Genomic DNA, 22,581 nt, shown 5'->3' with positions numbered 1-22,581 from the left:
TCATTTCAAATTTCAATAGCATTTCTAATATTTATTTATGAATTTTATGATATGCAAATGTATACATTTTAAGAACTTTTTCTAATACCAATCTGACTCCTTCCATTATCTGCTATAATTTTTATTGAACAGATTAATAACTTCATAATAATGTTTTTATTAATTTCGTTCTAAATATCTATAAATCATAATAAACAGTTTAAATGAGGGTAGGGGTAACGATGAAATATGTTAGTATTCGAAAAAAACTACTGTTCACACTCTTAAGCATTTCTTCTTTATTTAGCATTGCTCTTATTGTTATTCTTTCATTCGCCATGAATCAAGCAAGTGAAATCGAAACGTTAAAAAATGATGTATCGAAAAGAGCGACGATTTTAAAAGAACGTGGCGATTGGTTCCAAGGACAAGTTGCTGGTTTACAAGAATATTTGCTATCACATGATCAAAAAGGATTAGATAAGTTCAACCGAGAAGGGAAAAAATTAGCTGATACTAGAGAGAAAGTAACAAGTGACAAAAAGCTCCCAGAAGGAATGAAAGAAGCCATTTTAATGGGAGGAAAATGGCGTAGCGTCATAGATAATGAGGTACTCCCTCTTGCGCGTGAAGGAAAATGGGACGAAGCATCTAGAATTGCTTTAGCACAAACAGATTATGTAAATGATCTTTTAGGTCGTTTTAATAAATATACAAATGAAGAAAATGAGAAACGTGACGCATTAATTGCTGATGTCGAGTCTTCTTCATCACTTATTCAATATATTATTTTCTTCTCACTCATTACATGTACATTAACGTCTATTTTATTAGCATGGTGGTTCTCTGGTAAACTCGTTAAACCAATTCGACAAATTGATGAGAAGTTAAAAGAATTAGCTTCTCAAGATGGAGATTTAACGGCTAGATTACACGTAACGAGTAAAGATGAAATTGGTGACATTGCAAATTCCTTTAATCAAATGCTCACTAACTTACAGCATATAATAAAACAAGTTCAACAAACATCAACAAGTGTAAAAGAAGCTTCCGAAAATGTATTTATCGAAACAACCGCTTCTATGGAAAATACCGCAAGGACCCAAGAAACTATGAATGCTCTTGAACACAATATTCGTTCACAAGTTTCTAGCATTGAAGAAAGTTCAACCGCAATGGATGACATGGCAACGAGTGTTCAGCGTATCGCTGAGTCCGCGTCTTCTGTTACTAGTTTAGCTGTCACAACTTCAGAAAAAGCAGATAATGGGAATAAAGTCATTGAGAAATCTATTACACAAATGCATACAATTAACGAAGCCGTTAACGCTACATCACAAGTAGTTGAGCGACTCATTACACATACAAATCATATCGATACTGCACTTCAATCTATTTCGAATATCGCCGAGCAAACAAATTTACTCGCTTTAAATGCTTCTATTGAAGCAGCTCGTGCTGGTGAACACGGCAAAGGATTCGCTGTTGTTGCCGATGAAGTTAGAAAACTTGCTGAACAATCTCAAATAGCCGCAACTGACATTAACCATTTACTGCATCAAATTCAAGCTGATACAAAAATAGCAAATGACATGATGACACAAGGTCAAGCAGAGGCTTCTGAAGGAATTACGGTTATTCGTACCGCCGGATCTTCATTCTCAGAAATTGTTAACCACATTAACAAAGTCTCTACGCAAATGCAAGAAATGTCTGCAACTGCTGAAGAGATGGCTGCAAGCTCTGAAGAAATGAATGCAGCTTTAAATAATATCGCTTCTATTTCAAACGAAGTTGCTGCAGAAACATCACAAACAGCACATTCGGCTGGTGATCAAGTAAACAAAATGAGTATCGTGGCTAACAAATCATCTGAAATGAAAACAATCGTACAAGAACTTGAAGTTCTCGTTTCTCATTTCAAAACAAACGCTTAAAGTGAAAATGACACGAACTCAAAGGTATAGGAAAGCAAGTTTTACAGTCTCTCTTTTTTCACTTTAAAATATCTCTTTCTATCTCTCATTCCGTCTGCTATAATTCCTAAAGGAAATAAGAAAGCTTTATTCCAACTGGAGTAAAGCTTTCTTTCAATTTTTTTACATTTATTAATTCTAATACTAAGATTTGACAAAGGAGGCTTTTTATCATATGAATTTTGTAAGTATCAGAAAAAAACTTATGTTCATGATGGGAACGATTTGCGCTTTATTCGGTATCGCCTTAGCATTTATTTTATTTTTTGCTATTGACCAATCTCGTAAAGCTGAAACATTACAAAAAGAAATTTCTCCACTGGCAACAGAATTAAAAGAGCGTGGAGACGCTTATCAAGTACAGCTCTCTGCTCTAAGAGGTTATTTACTACAACATGATCAAGTCGAATTAGACAAGTTTAATGAGATGAGTAAACGTCTTGAGGATTCAAAAGATAAACTTCTTTCTAATCCAAATGCTTCTTCGTCCGTAAAAAGCACAATGGAATTAGGGTCTACTTGGAGAAAGTTCGTTGAGGAAAAAGTATTCACTCTTGCAAAAGAACAAAAATGGGAAGAAGCTTTACAAGTAGCTTCTTCAGAGAACGGAACTGTCTATAAAGTAATTGGTGACTTCACAAATTACAGTAATGAACAAGCTAAATTACGTGAACAATCTATTGAAAAAATTGACCAATCTGCACTCTTAATCGAATATGTTATTTTCTTATCACTCGTTATTTGTATTGTCGCTGCAATTATTCTTGCATGGTGGTTCTCTGGTAAACTTGTGAAACCAATTCAACAAATTGACACGAAGCTAAAAGAATTAGCCTCTCAAGAAGGTGACTTAACGGCACGTCTACAAGTAAATAGCAACGATGAAATCGGTGCTATCGCAACATCATTTAATAAAATGTTAGAAAACCTACAACATATCATTAATCGTGTTCAAAAAACATCAGTGGAAGTACAAACTGCTTCTGAAAATATGCTAGAAAAAACGAATACATCACGTGAGGCGACAGTAAGAGTCCAAAGCTCGATGTCTAACTTAAATGCAAGTATTCAATCACAAACTTCTAGTATGGAAGAAAGTTCAACTGCAATGGACGATATGGCAGTAAGTGTTCAGCGTATTGCTGAATCTGCTTCATCTGTAGCGGAACTTGCTGTTGCCACATCTGAACATGCTAGCGATGGAAGTACCGTTATCCAAAAATCTGTTTCACAAATGACAACGATACACGAAGCTGTAAATGCTACGTCAGAAGTGGTTGAACGTCTAATCACTCATACGAAATATATTGATACTGCTGTACAATCTATTTCTAATATTGCTGAGCAAACAAACTTACTTGCTTTAAATGCTTCTATTGAGGCAGCTCGTGCTGGCGAGCAAGGAAAAGGATTTGCTGTCGTAGCTGACGAAGTTCGAAAACTTGCTGAACAATCTAAAACAGCTGCAACAGACATTAATCAATTACTACATCAAATTCAAAATGATACAGAGACTGCTAGCTCTATGATGTCTCAAGGCCGTTCTGAAGCATTTGAAGGCATTAATGTTATTCGTGAAGCTGGTACTTCTTTCTCAACAATTGTAGAACAAGTAAATAAAGTATCTACTCAAATGCAAGATATATCAGCAACTGCTGAAGAGATGGCTGCAAGTGCTGAAGAAATGAACGCTTCACTTAATAACATCGCTTCTATCTCGACTGAAGTATCCAGCGAAACTGCCGCAACGGCACAATCTGCTGAAAAAAAAGTTATCGTTATGAATGAAATGGCAGTAACTGCTGGAAAAATGAAACAAACAGTTGAAGAGTTAGATCAACTCGTATCTCATTTTAAAACAGAATAGATTTTCAAAAAAATATCCCTCTTTTAAAGAGGGATATTTTTTTGAGCTCATTTCCTGCACATTATGCTCATTTCCGTTATAATGAGAATCGATATCATTAAATTGTAGGAGGGGCTGCTTATGTCACAAGAAGCATTTGAAAATAAATTATTTGCCAATTTAGAAGCTGTTATTGACCCTGAACTAGGTGTTGATATCGTTAATCTTGGATTAGTGTATGATGTTACAGCAGATGAAAATAATAATGCTGTCATTACGATGACGATGACTTCTATCGGTTGTCCAATGGCTGGGCAAATCGTATCAGACGTTAAAAAAGTATTATCAACGAACGTACCTGAAGTTAATGAAATAGAAGTAAATGTCGTTTGGAATCCACCGTGGTCGAAAGAACGTATGTCACGTATGGCGAAAATCGCATTAGGCATTCGCGACTAGCGGGATAAAGAAAAAAAACCTGACACTCTAGTCAGGTTTTTTTCTCTTATTATTTTACGCCTACTGCATCATAAGCTTTCGTTACAGCTTGTACAGCTTTAGAGTTTTTACCATATAAATCTTCAGCTGACTGAAGTGCAGCTTGGCGCATCATTTTAAAGTCAGAGTTTGCAGTTAAATATTTCGTAAGAGCACGGTAGTAAATTTTTTCAGTAGCTTCACGGCCCACTCCAGTTACTTTCACGCCGTAATGATCTCCGCCTTCAGATACTAAATAAGCAGCTTTATTATTAATACTACTGTTAATATGAACGCCGCCATTATCAGCTGTTCCAGTATAACGTTTATTATAGTGATCTGGGTAACCTTCACCTGGTTTTAATGGGTTTGGAATAGATGCTGGATCTTTCAATGAACGAAGTGCATCACCTGGTTTACCAGGTGTATAAATGTCAGCACCTAAATCCCAGCTCTTCTTCTCAACCATAACACCCATAATATCAGATAACGATTCATTTAACGCCCCTGACTCATTTTTGTAAACAAGGTTTGCTGTATGTTCAGTTACAGCATGCGTTAATTCGTGACCGATAACATCAAGTCCAGCAGATAATGGAATGAATGTTTTTCCATCGCCATCACCATACATCATTTGCACACCATTCCAAGCTGCGTTATTCCACGCTGTACCTACGTGAACAGTTGAAATAAGCTTCGCACCTTTATCATCGAAAGAGTTACGATTAAATGTCTTTTTGTAGTAATCATATACTTTTCCTGCATTTACATGCGCATCAACTGCAGCTTTATCTTCGAAGAACTTAGATTTACTTTCAACTTCTTCTCCTGTATATCCAAGCCATTGTGAGAATAAATTAAACCAGTTCTCGTCCATATTCTCTGCATCAAATGTATGGATACCTTGTCCTCGTTTACCATCAAACAAGTTGAATTGTCCTGTTTTCGTATCTTGAGCAATTTCAAATGATTGTCTAGCACCTAATACTCCGTAACCAAATCCAGTAATGTTATCTACAGCGTTATATTTCTCAATAACATTTCCATTCGTTGCATCAACAAAATAATGCCAATACCCTGGAGCTGGTTTTGAAATCGATGCCTTAACTAAGTATGCAAGGTAGTAATTACCGTCTTTTTCATATACAAATAAATCTTTTTTCACACCGTCATAACTCTTTACTTTGCCAATTTCTTTCTCAATATCTGCCTTTGCAATTGTTTCTGCTTGTTCCGCAGTAATGCTTGCAGCTGCAGGAATATTTTTATCATCTAAATTCGGAATAACTTGTCCGAAGAATGCTTTTACATTATTTTCTTTATCAAGTGTAACAGTTTGATCAGAACCGTACACAGGAATGTTATTATGTTTCTCAACTAGCTTCACATGTGTCGTATCAGATTCAGCGTCTTTTTCTTCCCCAACGATATTAAAATGCTTTTCAATATTTCCTGCTAATTTAAACATATCTTTCTTACTCTCTAAGTATTGAAAGACCGTCTCTTTTTTATCTAGTCCTTCCGGTGCTTTCCATTCTTCACCTATGTATGCAGGTGTTTTAAATTCTTGATGATATTGAATTTTTTGTTCTTCCGCTTTCGTTGTCGTTGCCCCAAACGCTCCAAATCCCCCGGCGATAACAGTTAACGCTAATGCTGATGAAATGACTTGCTTTTTCACTATAACATTCCCCATTCCCATAAAGATTTTTGACACTTTTATACAATTCTTATTTTTTCACCCGATACCTCTACCAAAAATTTGAGAAACATTTTTCAGATAATTCCAATCAAAAAAAGAGGACATCTATCGGATGTCCTCTTTTTTATAAACCTTTTATTGTTTTTTCAATTCAATTGCTAAATAGTGTGATTGCTCTTTCGCTTGAATGTGAATATCTTCTTCTACAGATTCTGCTGCATCCCGCATAACAAACGTCTCACCATTTATTACACTGCTTCCTTCAATTTGTACAAGGTACAATTGACGTCCTTCTTTCACTGGAAAATGAATTTCTTTTCCAGCCTCTAATGATAAAGAATATAAATTCGCATCTTGGTGAATTTGAATTGGTGCATTTCCTTCTACTGAAGATACCATATGGAACCATTCATTTTCACGCTTGCTCCAATCAAATTTAAACTCACCATAGTTTGGTTTATGATCCGCACGGTCTGGTAAAATCCAAATTTGTAATAAACGCAGCGTTTCATCGCCTAAATTATGCTCGCTATGAAATACACCCGTGCCAGCACTCATATATTGAACATGTCCACGCTCAATCGTTCCGCGATTTCCCATGCTGTCTTCATGTGTTAAAGCACTATCTACAACGTAAGAAATAATCTCCATATCACGGTGCGGATGCATATCAAAACCAGTTTGCGCCGCTACTAGATCATCATTAATAACACGTAACGCTCCGAAGTTCATGTTATTTGGATTGTAGTAATTGGCAAAAGAAAAATGAAAATGTGTATTTAACCAACCATGATTTGCTCTGCCCATATTTTTATGATCAACTTTTCTAAACATATCCTTCACCTCATACTATCTCGAATTCGAGATTTATTTTAAAATTTTTTCTTACTGTAACTTTTTTAATAGTGTTAATAACTGCTTTTGTTCCTCTATATTTAAATTATGAAACTTCTCTGCTTGGAACGTTTCTTGAGGTGGGACGATTTCCTCATATAAAGCTCTTCCCTTTTCTGTTAAAGAAATATATTTCGTGGTACCCTCTTGTTCACGCAAAATCCACTCAAGCTGCTCCATTTTATTTAAAAGCTGCGTTACATTTCCTTTCGTAACAAATAGCTTATTTCCAAGTTCTTGCTGCGTTAAACGATTATGTCCTCCAACTTGAGCTAACACATCAAACTGAGCGGCAGATATATTCCATTTTTTCAAATGCTGATTCGTCTCACGAATACTCTTATTATAAAAGCGTGACAAACGAAACCATAATAGTAGCCCTAGTCTATCTTCTGTTTTCATTTCATCACCTCGCTCGTTTCATATCATTAGTTTAGAACTAAACTTAATAAAAGTCAAATACTTATTTTTAATAAGTATAAAAGCACAGCGCTATTTCTCCACTATGCTTTACATTAACTTTCTACTCTTATATTCATCCAATTTCCTCTCCGCGAACTTCCTCGCATCTTTTTCAATCCACCGCTCTTCGTACCGTTCACTTCCCACATACAATATATCTCTCTTATGCTGCATCGCATGGCGGAATTCATGCAGTAGCGTTTTGAGAACTTGATCATACTCTTCCCACATACAAACGAAAATTAATTGCTTTTCTTTATGATAAAAACCACCTACTGGGAATAGGAACTCTTCTTCCTCTTCCCCTAATGATAGAAGCACATCATTTGCATCACACGTATCACAAAAAATAACGGGCGTTTTACATACTTCAATAAGAGAAAACAAATCCTCTCTCAACTTTTTGACATCCCAAGGAAGCTCCGAATCCAACACATACCAATTCTCTACCTGTTGATATACATTTTGAAACTGGAGTTCCATTTCTCTTTATTCCCCTTTCCAAGCACCCTTTTTCTATATGTATGCCACAATATGGTAAATATTAAACATATTCTTTCATCCTTGAAAAAATGCCAATAAAAAAGGAATCTACGTCGACATAGATTCCTTTTCTGTAATCACTTTTTTTTCATCATTTTTTTAAATACAAAATAACCAATTGCACAAACAATAGCAGCAAGTGCAAAGTATTTCACATATGGCTCCGCAACTTTATTAATACTTTCCCACTCTGTTCCTAATTTAAAACCTAAATATACAAACACAATTGACCACGGAATAACAGCTAATGTAGTTAGCGTAATAAACTTAGCATGTGACATTTTCGCAATACCCGCTGGTATCGAAATAGCATGACGCACAACCGGAATAAAACGTGCGGTAAAGATAACGCCAGTTCCATAACGATTAAACCAATCTTCAGCATAATCAATATGTTTCTTCTGGATTAAAATATATTTTCCATATCGCTCAAGAACAGGTCTTCCTCCATATCGACCAATCCAATAAATGAATAGTTGTGCAATTACACCACCAATTGTACCGAACGCAACAGCGCCCCAAAATGTAATGCTTCCTGTTGATACTAAATAACCTGCATAAGACAATACGATTTCACTTGGAATAACCTCTAGCATTAATCCAAGCATAATTCCCCAATAACCAAGTCCTTCTAAAAAAACTAAAACCGAATGAATCAACTCTCCTAACATCATTTACCTCTCTTTACTGTTTTCATTACAAAAATAAAAGTACAAGCAGGAAATATCTTGTACTTTTATTTTTTTAAATTTAGTTAGTCTTCGTATCCCACTTAAAGATTTTATTTAAGAATTTATATACATTCTTCGACTCTTTTGTCAAAAGTGGACCTAAAATGGATAGTATAAGCACGTATAGTGCTGAGAATGGTTTCAGTACTGACATTAAACCACCGGCGATACCGATATTAGCCATAATGATGGAGAACTCTCCTCTTGAAACGATTGTTAATCCGATATTTGTTGATGCTTTATGAGATAATCCAGCTTGTCTTCCTGCGATCATTCCTGCTACAAAGTTACCGATTATCGTAAGAAGGACAGCGCCTAACGTTAACCATATCGCTCCGCCTAATGAGAACGGATCAATACTTAACCCGAAGCTGAAGAAGAAAATAGCTCCGAAAAAGTCTCTAAATGGAACAACAAGATGTTCAATTCGATCACTATGCTCTGTCTCAGAGAAAACTAATCCTAGAAGAAGTGCTCCAATTGCTTCTGCAACGTGAATTGTTTCTGAAAAACCAGCAATGAAGAATAACGAAGCAAATACTACAATAATAAAGATTTCATCTGAGCTAATGTTGAGCAATTTATTTAATAACGGCGTAGCCTTTCTAGCTACTATAAAGAATAGAAGCATATATCCTAAAGCAATTCCAATTGAAGTAAGGGCACCTAAGAAGGAAGCGTGATCTCCAAGTACTAAACCAGAAACAACTGATAGATATACAGCAAGGAATATATCTTCAAACATAATAATTCCTAAAATTAATTCGGTTTCATTATTACCAGTTCTTCTTAAGTCCACTAACACTTTAGCAACGATAGCGCTAGAAGAAATCGTAATAATACCCGCAATAATTAAGATTTCTAGTAATGGGAATCCCATTATAAATCCGTATAACAAACCAAGTGAAAAGTTAATTAAAATATAAATCGTTCCACCAATCGCAATAGAGCGTCCAGATTTAATTAGTTTTTTCATTGAAAATTCTAATCCTAGATAGAATAGAAGGAATAGAACCCCAATCCGTCCAAGGAAGGAAATTACACTTGCACTTTCAATAAATTTGAGATCGATAACACCTATTGTCGGTGCATGCGGTCCTACTAACATTCCAAGAACGATTAGAAAAGGAATTACTGAGAATTTAAATTTTCCAGCAATTACTGCTGCAATTGCCACTAAAACTAAAGCTGTACCAACTTCAAAAATTAACGTATCCATCTAATCAGTCCCCCCTATTTGAAAGTAATTCATTAATGATTTTTTTAATTTCTTCTCTCTCACCTGAAACTACAAGCATATCTCCTTCTTCAATTACTGTTTCTGGTCCTGGATTAAATAGCTTCTTCATGTTCTTCTTCATAACCGCGATTATTGTTACGCTATATGTTTTTCTTATTTCAAGATCGCCAATTGTTTTTCCGATTGCTGGAGCTGTATTCTCCACTTTGAACCACTCAATCGCTAAACCTTCAAAAACCATCTCAACATTTTCTAACGCCCTAGGCTTATATACCATTCCACCTAATATTGCAGCGATTTGTCTCGCCTCTGAGTCACGTAGTGAAATACTTGAGATGCTTTCTTCATGATCTGAATCAAAATGATACATTTCTCTACGACCATCATCATGAATGACAATTACCATCTTTTCGTTACCTTTCGTAACGATTTGAAACTTATAACCAATACCTGGAAGTTCACTTTCTCTAATATTCATTTTTAGCTCCTCCATAACTTGTTTATTTTAATTTTCTGTTTTTCTGTCTTTTATTCATCCAATCAACTTTAGAAATTCTAACCACTCAGGATATTTGTGATTTGGAAATCTTTTATTGTAATAATAAGTGGACCCTAAAAAGATACTTAAAGATGTAATGATAAAAAATATATTACTTCTCATTTTCAAACTCTCAAGACTTACTTTCCATAAAGAATCTTCTTTCAAATTATCCCCACCTTCTCGCTTTAAATTTAGTTTTTTAAAATGTAAATAATTCTAAAAATATTACGATGTAACATAATCATAACACAAAAATGATTTAAGTAACATAATTTTTTAGAAAAATTGATTCTCGTATATTTTTTGCATATAATTTTCTTATTACGAAAAAAAGGAAGTGTATTATATGGTTGATATCTTTAGCAGATTCCTTGAGGTAACGAATAATATTTTATGGTCATATATTCTTATTGCAATGCTAATCGGCTTCGGTCTTTACTTCTCTTTTAAATTAAAATTTGTCCAAATTACTCATTTCAGTGAGATGGTCAGCTTAATTAGTAAAGGGTTTAATCGAAAAGAAAAAAAGAAAGATAGCATCTCACCATTCCAAGCATTTTGCTTAAGTGCAGCAGCACGTATCGGTATCGGAAACTTAGCTGGTGTAGCATTAGCAATTTCAATGGGTGGACCTGGCGCAATATTTTGGATGTGGTTTATCGCAATTATCGGAGCAGCTACTAGTTTTGTAGAATGCACACTTGCGCAAATTTATAAAGTAAAAGATGGAAGTAGGTTCCGTGGTGGACCAGCATATTACATGGAAAAAGGGTTAAACAAACGCTGGATGGGCATCTGGTTTTCACTTCTTATTACAGTTGCGTACGGATTAATTTTCAATTCAGTGCAAGCAAATACAGTAACAATAGCGTTTGAAAATGCTTTTGGACTAGAGCGAACAATCGTAGGAGCTCTATTAGCTTTATTAGTTGCAGTTATTATTTTTGGTGGCATTAAGAGCATTTCACGTATTACAGAAATGATTGTTCCGCCAATGGCAATCGTTTATATCGGCGTGGCTATTTTTGTCGTTATTAACAACTTCAGTATGTTACCAAGCATTTTCATGGAAATCTTTAACGGTGCATTCGGTTTAGACCAAGCCATCGCTGGTGGTATTGGAGCAGCAATCAAGTTCGGAATTCAGCGCGGTTTATTCGCTACAGAAGCAGGAATGGGTAGTTCTCCTAATGCAGCCGCAACATCTGATGTATCTCACCCTGTAAAACAAGGGCTTGTTCAAGCATTAGGCGTTTTCGTAGATACATTCTTAGTATGTACATCAACAGCATTTATCGTATTATGTTCTGGACTTTACAAAGGATCAAATTTAGAAGGCATCGAATTAACACAAAACGCATTAAGTTCACAAATTGGACCGTGGGCAAGCACTTTCTTAGCGATTATTATTTTCCTATTCGCTTTCAGTTCACTTCTAGGAAACTACTATTATGGTGAAACAAATATCGCATTCATTAAAGAAAGCAAAACATGGTTAATGATTTATCGTGTTGCAGTTGTCGGAATGGTATTCTTCGGATCAATCGCTGCTCTTAAAACAGTTTGGAGTTTAGCTGATTTATTCATGGGACTAATGGTATTCACAAACTTAATTGCCATCTCATTCCTTAGCAAATTTGCTTACGCTGCATTAGTAGACTATTTGAAGCAAAAGAAACAAGGCAAAGATCCTGTCTTCGTTGCAAACTCTATCCCTGGCTTAAAGAATACAGAGTGCTGGGATGGACAGGATGTAGAAGAAAAACAAAAGGCTGTTTAACAAATAAAAGCGGAAGCGGCTCGTTCAGAATCGCAGGACACTTCAAGCTCTCGACCTTGAAGCGCTTTTTGCTTCGAGCGAGAGAGCGAAATGACCGGAGATTCTAGCCGCTGGAGCTGGATATTAATTAAAAGCGGAGGTGACTTGCTCAGAACAGGAGGGCATTGGAGCTCCTGACGAAGAGGCGTTCTTTGCCTCACAGGAAGGCGCGAAATGACCGACTGGTCTAGTCACCGGAGCTGGATATCACTAAAAGCACAAGCGGCTCGTTTAGAACAAGAGCCATATCTCAAACAAAGGCCCTATTACTTCATCGTAATAGGGCCTTTTATTTACAACAGTTCATAATTTGTTCAAATTAATTCCAGCAAAAGGGTTGATTTATAGAGATTACTAGCTTATAATAATTATAAATTAGTAATTGATATCACATAACAACTCAAAAGGAGATTGATCATAATGAACAAACAAGTAATCGAAGTATTAAACAAACAAGTAGCAGACTGGAGCGTTTTATTCACAAAACTTCACAACTTCCATTGGTACGTAAAAGGACCTCAATTCTTCACATTACACGAGAAATTCGAAGAACTTTACACAGAATCAGCTACTCACATCGACGAAATTGCAGAACGTATTTTAGCAATTGGTGGTAAACCAGTAGCAACAATGAAAGAATACCTAGAAATATCTTCTATTCAAGAAGCAGCTTACGGAGAAACTGCAGAAGGGATGGTCGAAGCAATCATGAAAGACTACCAAATGATGCTAGTCGAACTGAAAAAAGGCATGGAAATTGCTCAAGACTCTGACGATGAAATGACATCTGACCTACTACTAGGCATCTACACAGAACTAGAAAAACACGCTTGGATGCTACGTGCGTTCTTGAATCAATAATACTTAAAAGCGGAAGCGGCTCGTTTAGAGTCGCTTTTTTATGTAATGGTCGCACTTAACGGTACACGAAATTATATCAACGATTTTTCAAATATATCGATCATAACTCGCAATATATCAACGATTTTTTCATTATATCGATCATTACCCGCAATATATCAACGATTTGACAAAGGATATCAATTTTCCGACAAATCACGACAATATCAGCGCCCCTCTCCCCCTACTTTTATCAATATATTACAATCTCATCTATGTTAAAATATAGGAAACACCCTTTAGCTTTTCCAAATTCATCATTTACTACTTAAATGACGGGAGTGGTTCAGTTGAAAGACTACTTAATTAGAGCATTTTTTGCGTTAATAACAGTTGGGATTCTCTTACTTATAGCTAATATTTTCAATATACGTGTCGAGGTTAAGGACTATGCTTTCCTCGTTGTCGTAGCAATTGGTGGCGGCTGGGGTGGCTGGTACCTGTATAAAAAACAAAATAAAAATAACAATAAAGGCATTCCGAAATAATATGGAATGCCTTTATTCTATATTACATAATTAAACTTAAACCAATAATAAAAGCAGTCCCCAAAAAATATCATAAAAACCCATATTCTATGGTAAATAAAAAGAATTCATTTTGAATATAGAAACAGTCCAAAATCTTGCATAACAGAGGTATAACCCATTTGCCGCAACATTGTGGCTATATTCCCACGGTGATATGCTCCGTGGGTGACGACGTGTAGTATTGTTTCAGAAACCGTCGTATCTAGGTGCCCAGCATATGGATTATCAACCTCAACCACTTTTTCATAATCTTGTTGACTACTTAAAAGTACTTTATATCGTTTAGATAATTCATAAAAACTAGTTTTCATTTCCTCAATATTTTTTGTTTCCAGCTGCTCTTTCAATTGGTCTGTGTGTACCATTGCATCACTCATGCTTTTACCAGAAATAATCTCAAACCAGGCTAAATCTGTGAGGTATATGTGAGACATTACTTTTGCCACCGAAGAAAAACCACTCTTAACTTCCTTATGGAAAATGTCTTGCGGTAGTTCTTTTAAGCGATTTAAAATAACTTCATTTGCCCATAAGTGGTAGTTATACATTTTTAATACAGAACGCCCCATGCTCATCTCTCCTCCAATTTTCATTTTAATGATTAGATTATGATACATAGCTGATTAAAAATTTCCAAAGGATTACATCTATAAAATTTATTCTCATTTCGATTAAAAAAACCTCTACTAACTTCATAAAAACATTCGGTATCTTCCACAATCTGACCCTTTAACGGAACAATTATATGTCACTCAATAATTCCTTACTCACCCTTTATTCAGATGTTCTTTTTTAATTCATCAAAACATCCCTCCATCTACTTCCCCTCTTCAAACGCTTCCACATCTCACTATCAATATATTGAACCAAATTAAAAACACATGCTTTTTTAAAATAAACTTTCATGTGTTTCCAAAGACATCTATAAAAAACAAAGCAAGCAAAATGATAAAGGCATTCCAAAGTAATATGGAATGCCTCTTTTATTGCCTTCTGTAATAAATAATGAAATTCAGGCCACTAATACAACCAATCGCAATAAACATACAAAACGATTGTGGATCTCCAGCCAAATTATACTCATCAACAATAAAGCCAATCATAAAGAGTGTTATCGCCGAAACACCGATACACAATATCGAAATAAACCAAAGCGAAAATTCATTAATTAGCTCTTTCTTCTGTGTTGAAATGATTAGCATAACAAGAATAGACGCTGCTAAAATACTTTTAAAAACCGGACGTAAATATACGAACTCCTCCATCAATTTCTCCTTTTACAAAAAACGTTATATATTAACATTAACATATTTAACCAAATTAAAAACACATGCCATCTTAAATTAAAACGACATGTGTTTCCGTATTTGCTATGATAGTTGCTTCCACTTCGTTCCCAAAACAGGACGCTCATAATTTTGGATTGCATGAATTAGTTTATCTGCCGTCTCAGCTGAAACGATCAATTCTTTATTTGATGGATTCATAAATCCTTCTTCTGCTGCACGTTCAACCATTTGCAGAATTGGTCCGTAAAAACCTTTTATGTTTAATAAACCAACCGGCTTATTATGTATACCAATTTGTGACCAACATACAACTTCAAATAGTTCTTCAAACGTTCCGTATCCGCCTGGAAGCGCAATAAAAGCATCTGCAAGCTCTGCCATTTTCGCTTTACGTTCATGCATCGTCTCTACTTCAATTAATTCTGTTAATCCTGTATGCACAATTTCTCCTCGGAATAGACCGCGTGGCATAACACCTGTTACACGTCCACCTAAACGAAGAACTTCGTTTGCTACTTCTCCCATTAATCCAACGCATGAACCACCGTATACGAGCTCATACTCGTTCTCAACAAACATTTTACCTAACTGAATTGCCTGCTCTTTGAATTCTGGTCTCTCCCCTAAATTAGAACCTGCAAACACACAAATCTTTCTCATTCCTACACCCCGAAACTATATATTGTTATGATACAATTGACATTATACAACATATTGAGGAGATGAGGAAGAAATGGATATCGTTGCATTTCAAAGATGGGTTGAGGAATTTTACGAAAAACGAAGCTGGTCACAGTATAATGCCTTTATTCGCTTAAATTTCTTAACCGAGGAAGTTGGGGAAGTTTCACGAGTCGTTCGTGCTATTGAAATCGGCCGCGATCGCCCTGATGAAGATGCGAAAACAGAAGAAGAGCTAAAACAAGAACTAAAAGAAGAACTTGGCGATGTACTATCTAACCTTATTATTCTTTCGCAAAAATATGATTTAGACTTACAAGACATTATGGACGCACACGTCACAAAGCTTTCGAAAAGGTTCGAAGTATCTAAATGAGAATATTATCAATTATGGTATAATATTCTTGTCACAATACTAAGGGGGATTTTATGTTATCAAAAAAATTGCACGACGCATTAAATGAACAAATGAACTTTGAATTTTACTCTGCCCATGCTTATATGGCAATGGCTGCTTACTGTACAGCTGAGAGCTATGATGGATTCGCTAACTTTTTCCTTGTACAAGCTGAAGAAGAACGTTTCCACGCAATGAAGCTTTACAACTATATTAATGACCGCGGAGAGCGCGCTATTATTACTGGATTTGATAATCCGAATAACGAATACGAATCTGTATTAAACGCTTTTGAAGTCGCACTTGAGCACGAGCGTGAAGTAACGAAACGTATTTACAACTTATCTGATATCGCTTGGGATGAGCGTGAACATGCAACAATTACATTCTTAAAATGGTTCGTTGACGAACAAGTTGAAGAAGAAGCTTCATTCGATAGCATCATCCAAAAACTAAAACGTATTACAAGCGATTCAAACGCACTGTTTATGCTAGATGCTGAATTAGAGAAACGTACATTTACGCCTCCAGCTGAGTAATATTTCAATCACCTTAATACATGTATTAAGGTGATTTTTTTGTTTGCTCTCTATCTTAAAATCACCTTAAATTTCCTCATATTTGACATAGTGCCAGATATAAAATGGTATTATTTTCAATATAAAAACGAATATACGAGGAGAGGAAAAATGAATCAACGTGTAGAAGCTGTTGATGCAATTCGTGGTTTCGCTTTGTTTGGCATTTTACTAGTCAATATGACATTAATTCAATTTGGGTTCTTCACCAGTGAAAAACCAACTTATCTATTTGGCGATCTTGATAAAGGTGCTAATTGGTTTATTCAATTTTTCGGCACACATAACTTTATATCCCTATTTTCTTTTCTATTTGGGCTTAGCATTATTTTGTTACAAAAAAGTATTATCGCAAAAGGAAAAAAATTCTTCCCCACATACATCAGACGTATTATCATTCTTTTACTACTCGGCTACATTCATGGCACTTTTGTTTGGGAGGGAGATATTTTATTTGCATACGGAATAATCGGGATTTTTTTAATGATATTCATCAATCGAAAACCGAAAACTTTGCTTATTTGGGCGATTATTCTACTCGCACTTACTACACTTATGTCTTATCAAACTGATCCATCTACAAATATAAATGATTTCGCACCTTATACTGAAAAAGAACATAAAGTCCATCAAACTGGAAGCTATATGGATCACGTCAACTTTAGATTGACTGAAAATCCTTTTGATTACATGGGAATTGACGGTGCATTCGGATTATTTTTCATATCAGTTTTCACAATAATTTTTATGTCTCCACTGTTCCTACTCGGAATGTATGTAGGGAAAAAAGGCTGGCTATTTGAGGTCAGTAAACATATACCTGCTGTCAAAAAAATATGGTTTGCCACCGGTCTCTTCTCTTTTACAATTAAAATCTTAGCTATGTTCGTAAAGCACCCGCTTTTATTTATGTTACAAGATGGCCTTACACCAGTAACTATGACCTTCTTTTACGGAAGCACAATCATTTTATTATTCCATTACAAAAAAGCAACCCGTCTACTAACATACATGGCGAACATGGGGAAAATGTCCGTTAGTAATTACTTAGCGCAATCTATTATCGCAACAACCATTTTTTACGCATATGGATTTTGCTTATACGGGAAAATCGGCTATTTCTTCGGTATTCTTTTAACCATCGGAATTTATACGATTCAATTATTCGTTAGCACCTATTGGCTCCAGAAATACCGAATGGGGCCAGTGGAATATGTCTGGAGACTGGGAACTTATTTAGAGAAACCACGTTTTAAAAGAGACTTGGATAAAGCAAGTTAAACAAAAAAAGCAATGAGCCTACGCTCATTGCTTTTCTTAATTTATTAAAGCATAACCCCAACGATAATCGCTGATAATATACTTACTAACGTTGCACCGTATACAAGTTTTAAACCGAATGATGATACAACGTTTGCTTGTTTGCCATCGATACTCTTCGTTGCACCTGCGATAATTCCGATAGATGAGAAGTTCGCAAATGATACAAGGAAGATAGATAAAATACCTACTGTACGAGCTGATAAATCGCCAGCTACTTTTCCAAGGTCAAGCATTGCAACGAATTCGTTCGTTACTAATTTTGTTGCCATAATTTGTCCTGCTTGTAACATCTCTGATGTTGGAATACCCATTACGAATGCTAATGGTGAGAAGATATATCCTAAAATGCTTTGGAATGTGATTCCGAAAATTGAATCGAATACACCATTAATTGCTGTAATTAATGCCACGAAACCGATTAACATCGCCGCTACTGTTACAGCGATTGAGAAACCAAGCATAATATATTCGCCTAACATTTCAAAGAATGTTTGTTTCTTGTCTTCTTGTAATTCTAAAATATCGTCTTCTTCTTTTACTTCATATGGATTAATGATATGAACGATAATGAATCCACTGAATAAGTTTAATAAAAGTGCTGTTACTACATATTTTGGATCAATCATTTTCATATAAGAACCGACAATTGACATCGATACTGTAGACATTGAAGATGCACAAAGTGTGTATAAACGATTTTTCGGTAATTTGCTTAGTTGATCTTTTACTGTAATGAATACTTCCCCTTGACCAACGATTGCAGCTGCTACCGCATTATATGATTCTAGTTTTCCTAAACCGCTAACTTTACTTAATAGGAAACCGACTGCACGAATGATAATCGGTAAAACTTTAATATGTTGCAGGATCCCGATTAATACTGCTAAGAAAATAATCGGTAATAATACTGTTAAGAAGAATGGTGCTTGTCCATCGTTTGCTAGACCACCAAATACGAAATTAACCCCAGCTTCCGCAAATTTTAAAATAGAACCAAATCCATCTGCGATCCCTTTCACTAATACAAATCCGACCTTTGTATTTAGTAAGAAATACGCAAGTACCAATTGAATAACAAGCATAAGTGCAATTGGTTTATATTTAATCTTCTTACGATCTGAACTGATAAGGAAACCTAGTACAAACACTACAAGTAAACCGACTAGAAACATTACTATTTTCATATGTGAATCCCCCACTTCTCCCACGAATTATCGGTCGTATAACGTATAACGAATGACGTCTGACCATTGTTGTTAAAAAAATTTAAAACCCCTAAAACTATTCAACTGTCATCTAAAATTAGTAAGCGTTTACATAAATTGCAATTTATAAAAGGTAGCTTCTTCTCTCCTACCATACTTGAAAGTCTGAAATTGATACCACCTACAAATCAAATTGTAAGCGTTATCTAGGTGAAATGCAATATAAATTTTAAAAGATTTTTATATGTTAATATATTCCTAATTAATTGGTTTTTTCATGCAAATTTACCATAAAAAAAGGATGGCCCTAGCTATGAGCTAGAGCCATCCTTTTTTTATAACATAACACCAACGATAATCGCTGATAGAATACTTACTAATGTCGCACCGTACACAAGGCGTAGACCGAATGATGATACAACATTTGATTGATTTTCATCGATACCTTTCGTTGCACCTGCAATAATTCCGATAGATGAGAAGTTCGCAAATGATACAAGGAATACAGAAAGAATACCAACTGTACGAGCCGATAAATCACCAGCTACTTTACCAAGATCAAGCATCGCAACAAACTCGTTTGATACTAATTTTGTTGCCATAATTTTTCCCGCTGTTACCATTTCTGCTTGCGGGATGCCCATTACGAATGCTAATGGTGAGAAAATATATCCTAAAATAGCTTGGAATGTAATACCGAACATTGTATCAAACAAGCTATTGATTGCTGTAATTAATGCTACGAAACCGAGTAACATAGCTGCTACTGTAATCGCAATCGTGAAACCAAGCATAATGTACTCGCTCAGCATTTCAAAGAATGATTGTTTTTTCTTATTTTCTAATTTCAGTGTATCTTCTTCTTCTGTAATATCGTACGGGTTAATAATATGAATGATAATGAAACCACTAAATAAATTTAATACAAGTGCTGTTACTACATATTTCGGTTCGATCATTTTCATATAAGAACCAACGATTGACATCGACACTGTCGACATAGAAGATGCACATAATGTATATAAACGATGTTTTGGGATTTTACTTAATTGATCTTTTACTGTAATAAATACTTCTGCTTGTCCAACAATGGCAGCTGCTACTGCGTTATATGATTCTAGTTTTCCTAGACCATTCACTTTACTTAACAACGTACCAATAGCACGAATAAATATCGGTAAAATTTTAAAGTGTTGCAGAATTCCGATTAAAACCGCAAAGAATACGATTGGTAATAACGCTGTTAAGAAGAATGAAACCTCTCCTTTATTAACAAGACCACCAAATACGAAAACGATTCCAGCTTCCGCATATCCAAGAAGTGCGCCAAATCCATCTGAAATTCCTTTTACTAAAATATAACCAACTTGCGTATTTAATAAGAAATAAGATAATGCTAGCTGAATAATAAGCATAGTTGCGATTGGTTTATACTTAATCTTCTTTCGATCGGCACTTATAAGAAAACCGAGTACAAATACAACGAGTAATCCTACAAGGAACATAACAAACTTCATTAATAAAATCCTCCATTTAACTCTTCATTAACGTTGAACGTCTGACCATTCAAAACAAGAAATAATCCGAACTTTCCATTTCTCCTCCAAAATCTTCAATCGGATAGGAAAGATCATAAAACCTCTTATTTCAAAGGCATTTTCCATTCTAACATAAATCACAACTCATATCCGCACTTTTCTTAAAAAAATACATTTTATTATGAAACATTCATGAATGTTCGTCTTTTTCATTATAAAGCGAAACTTTAATGATCAGGAGTTTCACTTCACACAAATAGCTGAACCAACAAAAAATGAGCATCAAGTTTCACTTGATGCTCACCTCATTATACTGCTTTTTCTTTATCAGCTACCGCTGGATTATCCCAACACTCTGTATTGTTCAAACCTGGAATAGACTCCGCATAAAAGACTGGATCTTTCCCTTGCTTCTTTTGCTTAATATAATCTGATAACGCTGCGAAAGCATACTTAGAAAGGAATACAATTGCTACTAAGTTAATAACAGCCATAATTCCCATAAATAAATCTGCTAAATCCCAAACGATTTGAATTGTCGCTACAGATCCTAGCATAACCATACCAAGTACAGCAATACGGTATGCATTTAATAGCACTTTACTTCCATTTAAGAATTCAATATTTGTTTCACCATAGTAGTAGTTACCTACTAATGAACTGAATGCAAACAAGAAGATTGCAACTGCTACAAATATAGAAGCCCATGGACCGATATGTTGACTTAACGCCTGCTGCGTTAATTGAATTCCATTTAAATCAGCTGCATTATGCACGTCTGATAAAAGAATGATAAATGCTGTACAACTACAAATTAATAATGTATCTGTAAATACCCCTAAAGTTTGAATGAAACCTTGTTTAACTGGGTGCGTTACGTTTGCAGTCGCTGCTGCGTTTGGCGCACTACCCATACCTGCTTCATTTGAGAATAATCCACGTTTTACCCCTAATAAAATCGCAGCTCCTAATCCTCCGCCTACTACTTCTTTAATTCCGAAAGCATGTAAGAAAATTTCTTTAAATACATATGGAATTGCCGTAATGTTTGTTACAACAACGAATAATGCTACTGCTACATAAATAATTGCCATTACTGGAACAATCATTTCAACCGCGCGAGCAATTCGTTTTACTCCGCCGAAAATAATAACTGCAAGTAAACCAGCCATAACAAGACCTACTAATCTGCTATCTGTTTTAAATGCACCATCAAAGGCAGCTGCTACAGTATTAGACTGTACAGCGTTAAAAATCAATCCGAAACTTACTGTTATTAGAACAGAGAACACAACACCTAACCAGCGTTTCTTTAAACCCTTTTCCATATAATACGCTGGGCCCCCACGGAATGCATTCCCATCTTTTACTTTATAAATTTGCGCTAATGTGCTCTCTACAAATGCAGAAGCACCCCCAATTACCGCAATTAACCACATCCAAAATACTGCTCCTGGACCACCTGCTGAGATCGCAATAGCTACACCTGCTAAGTTACCAGTACCTACACGAGAAGCTGTACTCATACAAAACGCTTGGAATGATGATACGCCGCTCTTCTCTTTTTGCGCTTTTCTCGTTTTCGAGCTTGCTCCATCCCCAAGCAAACGAATCATTTCACCGAAGTAACGAACTTGGACAAATTTCACACGAAATGAAAAATAGAGCCCTAACCCAATTAACATCGCAATAATGACATATGACCAAAGGATATTATTTACATCCCCAATTACCCTAGCTAAAAAATCCATATTTGTATTGCCCCCTCTTCCTAACAATAAGAAAATTATATTCTAAAAACTTTAAGTAATCAAGAACTTTATGTAAGGTTTTATGACATTAGTATGTCAACTATCTTAACATACGTGTTTTTTTTCATAAAAATATAGCTATTACATGCATTTATCCAATACTCAATCACTTATCCTCT

General features: G+C 35.4%; 22 protein-coding genes. 9 read left to right on the top strand and 13 right to left on the bottom strand.

All coding sequences use genetic code 11. The features are described 5' to 3' along the window. Nucleotides 1-221 precede the first annotated feature (221 nt). The 3 genes from ACQRBL_RS25030 to ACQRBL_RS25020 all read left to right on the top strand — a co-directional run bounded on the left by ACQRBL_RS25030 (nucleotide 222) and on the right by ACQRBL_RS25020 (nucleotide 4,260). Nucleotides 222-1,916: a methyl-accepting chemotaxis protein gene (locus ACQRBL_RS25030; RefSeq protein WP_000878450.1), complete on the top strand. Its 1,695-nt coding sequence runs from the start codon at nucleotides 222-224 to the stop codon at nucleotides 1,914-1,916. 214 nt (nucleotides 1,917-2,130) lie between these two features. Beyond that, nucleotides 2,131-3,822 (top strand): methyl-accepting chemotaxis protein, encoded by a 1,692-nt coding sequence (locus tag ACQRBL_RS25025; protein WP_001012193.1) that lies wholly within the window; start codon nucleotides 2,131-2,133, stop codon nucleotides 3,820-3,822. A gap of 120 nt (nucleotides 3,823-3,942) precedes the next feature. Continuing rightward, nucleotides 3,943-4,260 (top strand): metal-sulfur cluster assembly factor, encoded by a 318-nt coding sequence (locus tag ACQRBL_RS25020; protein WP_000076418.1) that lies wholly within the window; start codon nucleotides 3,943-3,945, stop codon nucleotides 4,258-4,260. Between the two features lie 49 nt (nucleotides 4,261-4,309). Here the strand turns inward: ACQRBL_RS25020 and nprB are convergent, their stop codons facing one another. From nprB to ACQRBL_RS24985, 7 genes are all read right to left on the bottom strand, one after another. Then, complete coding sequence (gene nprB / locus ACQRBL_RS25015; protein ID WP_000745122.1) at nucleotides 4,310-5,959, bottom strand: neutral protease NprB; 1,650 nt, start codon at nucleotides 5,957-5,959, stop codon at nucleotides 4,310-4,312. Between the two features lie 156 nt (nucleotides 5,960-6,115). After that, nucleotides 6,116-6,814 (bottom strand): pirin family protein, encoded by a 699-nt coding sequence (locus ACQRBL_RS25010; RefSeq protein ID WP_411996036.1) that lies wholly within the window; start codon nucleotides 6,812-6,814, stop codon nucleotides 6,116-6,118. Nucleotides 6,815-6,865: 51 nt separating this feature from the next. Next, nucleotides 6,866-7,276, bottom strand: coding sequence for a MarR family winged helix-turn-helix transcriptional regulator (locus tag ACQRBL_RS25005; protein ID WP_000845467.1), 411 nt, complete (start codon nucleotides 7,274-7,276; stop codon nucleotides 6,866-6,868). 108 nt (nucleotides 7,277-7,384) lie between these two features. Further along, nucleotides 7,385-7,819 (bottom strand): DUF3920 family protein, encoded by a 435-nt coding sequence (locus ACQRBL_RS25000; protein ID WP_000422800.1) that lies wholly within the window; start codon nucleotides 7,817-7,819, stop codon nucleotides 7,385-7,387. Between the two features lie 137 nt (nucleotides 7,820-7,956). Beyond that, the gene (locus tag ACQRBL_RS24995) at nucleotides 7,957-8,550 is read right to left on the bottom strand and encodes a DedA family protein (RefSeq protein WP_411996035.1); all 594 of its coding nucleotides are present in this window, start codon (nucleotides 8,548-8,550) and stop codon (nucleotides 7,957-7,959) included. A gap of 79 nt (nucleotides 8,551-8,629) precedes the next feature. After that, nucleotides 8,630-9,829 carry a cation:proton antiporter gene (locus tag ACQRBL_RS24990; RefSeq protein ID WP_000380223.1) on the bottom strand — a complete coding sequence of 400 codons (1,200 nt, stop codon included), beginning with the start codon at nucleotides 9,827-9,829 and terminating at the stop codon, nucleotides 8,630-8,632. 4 nt (nucleotides 9,830-9,833) lie between these two features. Continuing rightward, entirely contained in the window at nucleotides 9,834-10,328 is a 495-nt protein-coding gene (locus ACQRBL_RS24985) for a cation:proton antiporter regulatory subunit (RefSeq protein ID WP_001026075.1), read from the bottom strand. A 409-nt stretch (nucleotides 10,329-10,737) separates the two neighbouring features. Here ACQRBL_RS24985 and ACQRBL_RS24980 point away from each other — a divergent pair, with 409 nt between their 5' ends. From ACQRBL_RS24980 to ACQRBL_RS24970, 3 genes are all read left to right on the top strand, one after another. After that, on the top strand, nucleotides 10,738-12,171 hold the full coding sequence (locus ACQRBL_RS24980) for an alanine/glycine:cation symporter family protein (protein ID WP_065485686.1): 1,434 nt from the start codon (nucleotides 10,738-10,740) through the stop codon (nucleotides 12,169-12,171). Nucleotides 12,172-12,630: 459 nt separating this feature from the next. Continuing rightward, nucleotides 12,631-13,071, top strand: a complete 441-nt coding sequence (locus ACQRBL_RS24975; RefSeq protein WP_001041891.1) for a Dps family protein — start codon at nucleotides 12,631-12,633, stop codon at nucleotides 13,069-13,071. A 329-nt stretch (nucleotides 13,072-13,400) separates the two neighbouring features. Continuing rightward, nucleotides 13,401-13,598, top strand: coding sequence for a hypothetical protein (locus ACQRBL_RS24970; protein ID WP_000656311.1), 198 nt, complete (start codon nucleotides 13,401-13,403; stop codon nucleotides 13,596-13,598). A gap of 107 nt (nucleotides 13,599-13,705) precedes the next feature. On the opposite strand, the gene ACQRBL_RS24965 is transcribed toward ACQRBL_RS24970, so the two are convergent. From ACQRBL_RS24965 to ACQRBL_RS24955, 3 genes are all read right to left on the bottom strand, one after another. Then, nucleotides 13,706-14,209: a DinB family protein gene (locus tag ACQRBL_RS24965; protein WP_000533785.1), complete on the bottom strand. Its 504-nt coding sequence runs from the start codon at nucleotides 14,207-14,209 to the stop codon at nucleotides 13,706-13,708. A 414-nt stretch (nucleotides 14,210-14,623) separates the two neighbouring features. Next, nucleotides 14,624-14,905, bottom strand: a complete 282-nt coding sequence (locus tag ACQRBL_RS24960; RefSeq protein ID WP_411996034.1) for a hypothetical protein — start codon at nucleotides 14,903-14,905, stop codon at nucleotides 14,624-14,626. A gap of 105 nt (nucleotides 14,906-15,010) precedes the next feature. Then, nucleotides 15,011-15,574: a TIGR00730 family Rossman fold protein gene (locus ACQRBL_RS24955; RefSeq protein WP_002094193.1), complete on the bottom strand. Its 564-nt coding sequence runs from the start codon at nucleotides 15,572-15,574 to the stop codon at nucleotides 15,011-15,013. A gap of 88 nt (nucleotides 15,575-15,662) precedes the next feature. Between ACQRBL_RS24955 and ACQRBL_RS24950 the strand changes: the two genes are divergently transcribed. The 3 genes from ACQRBL_RS24950 to ACQRBL_RS24940 all read left to right on the top strand — a co-directional run bounded on the left by ACQRBL_RS24950 (nucleotide 15,663) and on the right by ACQRBL_RS24940 (nucleotide 17,866). Beyond that, complete coding sequence (locus ACQRBL_RS24950; RefSeq protein ID WP_000355749.1) at nucleotides 15,663-15,986, top strand: MazG nucleotide pyrophosphohydrolase domain-containing protein; 324 nt, start codon at nucleotides 15,663-15,665, stop codon at nucleotides 15,984-15,986. 53 nt (nucleotides 15,987-16,039) lie between these two features. Beyond that, entirely contained in the window at nucleotides 16,040-16,546 is a 507-nt protein-coding gene (locus tag ACQRBL_RS24945) for a ferritin (RefSeq protein WP_000949403.1), read from the top strand. A 150-nt stretch (nucleotides 16,547-16,696) separates the two neighbouring features. Further along, a complete protein-coding gene (locus ACQRBL_RS24940) occupies nucleotides 16,697-17,866 on the top strand; it encodes a DUF418 domain-containing protein (RefSeq protein ID WP_411996033.1) in 1,170 nt (389 codons plus the stop codon). A 44-nt stretch (nucleotides 17,867-17,910) separates the two neighbouring features. On the opposite strand, the gene ACQRBL_RS24935 is transcribed toward ACQRBL_RS24940, so the two are convergent. From ACQRBL_RS24935 to ACQRBL_RS24925, 3 genes are all read right to left on the bottom strand, one after another. Continuing rightward, nucleotides 17,911-19,092: a NupC/NupG family nucleoside CNT transporter gene (locus tag ACQRBL_RS24935; protein ID WP_411996032.1), complete on the bottom strand. Its 1,182-nt coding sequence runs from the start codon at nucleotides 19,090-19,092 to the stop codon at nucleotides 17,911-17,913. Nucleotides 19,093-19,448: 356 nt separating this feature from the next. After that, complete coding sequence (locus ACQRBL_RS24930; RefSeq protein WP_411996031.1) at nucleotides 19,449-20,630, bottom strand: NupC/NupG family nucleoside CNT transporter; 1,182 nt, start codon at nucleotides 20,628-20,630, stop codon at nucleotides 19,449-19,451. Between the two features lie 329 nt (nucleotides 20,631-20,959). Continuing rightward, nucleotides 20,960-22,402, bottom strand: coding sequence for an alanine/glycine:cation symporter family protein (locus ACQRBL_RS24925; RefSeq protein WP_377901428.1), 1,443 nt, complete (start codon nucleotides 22,400-22,402; stop codon nucleotides 20,960-20,962). Nucleotides 22,403-22,581 lie beyond the last annotated feature (179 nt).

The sequence above is a fragment of the Bacillus sp. AF62 genome (assembly GCF_050312695.1).
Classification (GTDB): domain Bacteria; phylum Bacillota; class Bacilli; order Bacillales; family Bacillaceae_G; genus Bacillus_A; species Bacillus_A cereus.
This window is presented reverse-complemented; position numbering and strand designations above follow the sequence as displayed.